The following is a 4,177-nucleotide window of genomic DNA, read 5'->3' as shown; positions in this document are numbered from 1 at the left end:
GGTATATCACGAGGATGTGGACGAAAGCACGCCGCCATTCATTGACAAGCAGATAGAGCAACGCTTCGAACAGGAGCTTCGCGCGTCGAAAATCGTATCGCTCTTTGCCTTGGTCGCCATCGTGATATCACTGCTCGGGCTTGTCGCCATGTCGACATATTTCATCCAGCAAAGGGCAAAGGAGATTGCCATCCGCAAGGTGTTCGGCTCTACGAGCGACCAGGTGCGGCGGCGGTTGATACGCACTTTCCTGCTATACGTGGGCATAGCTTTCGTCATTGCCGTGCCGATTATCGTGCACTTCATGTCCGACTGGATTTCGCAATACAGCTATCGCATCACGTGGTGGCCGTGGATTATCGTGGCGGGCGTCATCGTTCTGCTGATAAGTTTCGCCGCAGTGGCAGTACAGAGTTGGATTGCGGCAGGAGAAAACCCGGTGAAGAACATTAAACAAGAATAAGTTTAAAGGTGAGAAGGTGAAAAAGTGAGAAGGTGAGAAAAGATGATTAAAAGTAAAAAGGTAAAACAGTAAAAAGGTAAAACATGGCAAATGGCGTTGCAAAAGGTGGCCTTTTAGGCTGTAAAAGGCCACCTTTTAGAGACCAAAAGACGGTCTTTTAGAAAGCGTTTTATAACACTCTGATTATCAGACGATTACAATTTACAAAGCAGAAAACCGCAAACCTCACCGCAAAATCGCATAACCCGATAACCGTATAACCCAAAAACATACCGTAAAACCGTATAACCACAAAACCGTAAAACCACAAATATGAACAACATTAAGCAAGCATTGAAGAACATTCCGCGCCGAGGGCAGCACAATTTCGTCAAGATACTATGCCTCGGCGTCGGCTTCGCGCTGGCCTCGGTGCTGATTGCCAAGCTGTGTTTCGAGCGTGAATACGACACGTGCTACCCCGACCACGACCGCATTTACCGGATAAGCGAGATTATACAGAGAGGCTCTGACCCGGAATCTATGTACGGAAACACGCCCGGAGGCATTGCCCCTGCACTGAAAAAGTATATCCCGCAGATAACGGAGGCAACGAGAATAAACCCTTGTTGCACCGACGAGGAGATGAAAATGGACACCGAACGGCGCGTCAAGGGCAACGTGTATATCGTTGACTCGTGCTTCTTCAAGGTGTTCCCGGCCAGGATTTTGGAGGGCGACGCTGACGACGTACTGCGAAAACCGTTCTATTGCCTCGTGTCGCGGACGATGGCCGAGCGCATGGGAGGCGACGTGATAGGCCGCAAACTGGAGAGTACCACCATCCCGGGACTGGTGATGACCGTCGGCGCAGTGTATGAAGACTACCCCTGGAACTCGACTTTCCACGACTATGACGTCATGCTATCCATGGCGACACAGCGCAGTTTCAGCTACGACGGACAGGACAACCTGGTAGGAAACGACCGCTACAGGTCGTTCATAAAGGTGGCCGAGGGATGCAATCCCGAGCTTGGCGACTTCGACGCGACGGTAAAAAGTATCGTGAACAAGTTTTTAAGGGAACTGAAAAAAGAAGAAATAGACTTCTCGCTGGCGTTCACCCCGATATCAGAATACACTACGAGAACAGCGACGCGAAACAGATGCTGCCCGTATTGCTCATCCTCGCCGCCGTGGTATTGGCCGCCAGCGTGCTCAACTACCTTCTTATCGTGATGGGAAACACCGTCACCAGGGCACGCGAAATGGCGGTAAGGAAGTGCTACGGAGCCATGCCCAAGAGCATATTCGGCATTACGGTAAGCGAGACTTTGGCGCATATCATCATGGCGTTGGCGCTGGCCGGGGCGCTGGTTTACGCCTGCAAAGGCTCTATTGAGACGCTGCTGTCGGCGCCGGTGACCGACCTCTTCACCAACAGTGGCGTGCTGGTGCTCGTAGGTTTGCTGGCCGTTGTGTTCATCATCAGCGCCCTGTTGCCCGGCAAGATATACAACGCTGTGCCCGTGACGACGGCCTTCCGCGGCTTCACGGAGAACCGCCGGCGGTGGAAGCTGGTGTTGCTGGCCGTTCAGTTCGTGTTCGTCAGCTTCCTCGTGTGCCTGCTCCTGATTGTCAACAGGCAGTATTCCGAGTTAGTAAACTTCGACCTCGGCTATGAATACGACCGCCTGGCGATAATCAACGTCAGCCAAACCAAGGGACAGGAACGCCACGCCATGGTGACCGAACTTAACAAAATGGCCGAGATAGAGGCGTGGACGCAGGTGACATACCCCATGTACGACAACGCCAGCGGCAACAACATAGTTGACCCCGAGACGGGAGAAGAGCTGTTTAACGCCCACGACCTGTACATGGCGGGCGCCAACTACCTTGACATGACGGGCGTTAAGATTAAGCAGGGACGCGGCTTCAACGCCCACAGCGACAGTCTGAGGGAGATGATGGTAAGCCCCGACTTCGCCCGAAAGCTGAAGAACGAGAAGGGATGGAACGACGTGATAGGCCGCAAGATACTTGTAACGGAGCACAGCCGGGTATATACCAACCTGTTCACCATCGTCGGAATATACGACAACTTCCACGCAAGCACGGCGCTGGATGACGACGACCGCCCCACGATGATGTTCTACGCCGACCCTTACGACAGCTACATAAGCTACTTCCTGTTGAAGTTCCACGACCTGACAACGGACAACATGCAGGCCGTACAGCGGCGTCTGCAACGGCTGTATCCCAACAAGACTATCATCGTTGACAGCTACCAAAGGCAGCTGAACGCCAACTATGACGCGGTAAAGAACTTCCGTTCGTCGGTCAGCATAGCGGGACTGTGCGCCCTGCTGATAGCCCTGCTCGGCCTCATCGGCTACGTAAACGACGAGATGCAGCGGCGAAGCAAGGAGATAGCGATACGCAAAGTGAACGGCGCAAGCACCCGTGACGTGCTCCGCCTGATGCTCAGCGGCATACTGGTTATGGCTGTTCCGGCAACCGTAGTAGGCGCGGCGCTGGCCGGTATGGTAGCCGACAAATGGCTGGAGGAGTTCAGCGTGAAGGCCGACATGAGCCTCTGGCTGTTCGTCTTGGGCACAGTCGCCGTGCTGGCAGTCGTCGCCGCGACGGTAATAGCCGACGCATACAAGACCGCCAACGGCAATCCTGTGAAGTATCTTAAAGACGAATAAATTATGAGGTTATGCGGTTGTAAGGTTTTACGGTCATGAGGTTGTATGGTTATAAAGGCACACGGCATAATAATCAAATAACCACAAAATCTTAAAACCACAACAAATACCGCATAACCCAAGAACCGTAAAACCCTAAAACCGTAAAAAATATGATTAAAGTAGAGAATCTTAGCAAGTCGTTCCGCACGGAAGAGGTGGAGACTATCGCGCTGGACAAAGTATCGTTTGAAGTCAACAACGGCGAGTTTGTCGCCATAATGGGTCCGTCGGGCTGTGGAAAGTCAACACTGTTGAACATACTCGGACTGCTGGACAACCCCACTTCGGGGATGTATTGGCTGGACGGACAGGAAGTATCACTGCTCAAGGAGAAAGACCGCACGGGCATTCGCAAGGGGCAGATAGGCTTCGTCTTCCAGAGCTTTAACCTCATAGACGAGCTTAACGTGGAGGAAAACATCGAGCTGCCGCTGACCTATCTCAACGTGGGCAAGGCCGAACGCAGGCAGAAAGTGCAGGAGGTGATGAAGCGCATGGGCATAAGCCACAGGGCAAAGCACTTCCCCCACCAGCTCTCCGGAGGACAACAGCAGCGTGTGGCGATAGCCCGTGCCGTGGTATTCGGACCGAAACTGATACTCGCCGACGAGCCCACGGGTAACTTGGACTCGAAGAACGGCGCCGAGGTAATGCGTCTGTTGACCGAGCTTAACCAGGAAGGCACGGCCATAGTGATGGTTACCCACAACGAGCACGACGCCCAGATAGCCCACAGGACGATACACCTGTTTGACGGACATATCGTAGGTTGATTTCCGTAAGGTGGCCTTTCACGTTGCAAAAGGCCTCCTTTTAACGCCTAAAATGCCGTCTTTTACAATGCGAAAGACGGCATTTTGCAAGCCATCTGACTATCAGCGACTTACCAATAGGCCGAGACTGTGTGGAAAAAGCGCCGCCAACGGCACCACGAAAAACACGGAAGCGATGACAAATAAAAATATATGAATGTCCGCAA

General features: G+C 52.8%; 4 protein-coding genes. All 4 read left to right on the top strand.

What is annotated here, in order from left to right; translation table 11 throughout:
• The coding region (locus H6A34_RS13825) for an ABC transporter permease (protein ID WP_205105991.1) at positions 1 to 463 on the top strand (463 nt) is incomplete at its 5' end.
• 312 nt (positions 464 to 775) lie between these two features.
• Positions 776 to 1,681: an ABC transporter permease gene (locus H6A34_RS13820; protein WP_205105990.1), complete on the top strand. Its 906-nt coding sequence runs from the start codon at positions 776 to 778 to the stop codon at positions 1,679 to 1,681.
• Complete coding sequence (locus tag H6A34_RS13815) at positions 1,609 to 3,156, top strand: FtsX-like permease family protein (protein ID WP_205105989.1); 1,548 nt, start codon at positions 1,609 to 1,611, stop codon at positions 3,154 to 3,156. Before H6A34_RS13820 ends, H6A34_RS13815 begins: the two co-directional genes overlap by 73 nt.
• Positions 3,157 to 3,308: 152 nt before the next feature.
• Complete coding sequence (locus H6A34_RS13810) at positions 3,309 to 3,971, top strand: ABC transporter ATP-binding protein (protein WP_205105988.1); 663 nt, start codon at positions 3,309 to 3,311, stop codon at positions 3,969 to 3,971.
• Positions 3,972 to 4,177 lie beyond the last annotated feature (206 nt).

The organism is Marseilla massiliensis (assembly GCF_016899855.1).
Classification (GTDB): domain Bacteria; phylum Bacteroidota; class Bacteroidia; order Bacteroidales; family Bacteroidaceae; genus Prevotella.
The sequence above is the reverse complement of the archived record's forward strand: the minus strand, read 5'-3'. Positions and strand labels throughout refer to the sequence as shown.

Bases quoted from the DNA above. Each gene is read 5' to 3' on its own strand.
- H6A34_RS13820 (WP_205105990.1), top strand. From the start codon at position 776: ATGAACAACATTAAGCAAGCATTGAAGAACATTCCGCGCCGAGGGCAG.
- H6A34_RS13815 (WP_205105989.1), top strand. From the start codon at position 1,609: ATGCTGCCCGTATTGCTCATCCTCGCCGCCGTGGTATTGGCCGCCAGC.
- H6A34_RS13810 (WP_205105988.1), top strand. From the start codon at position 3,309: ATGATTAAAGTAGAGAATCTTAGCAAGTCGTTCCGCACGGAAGAGGTG.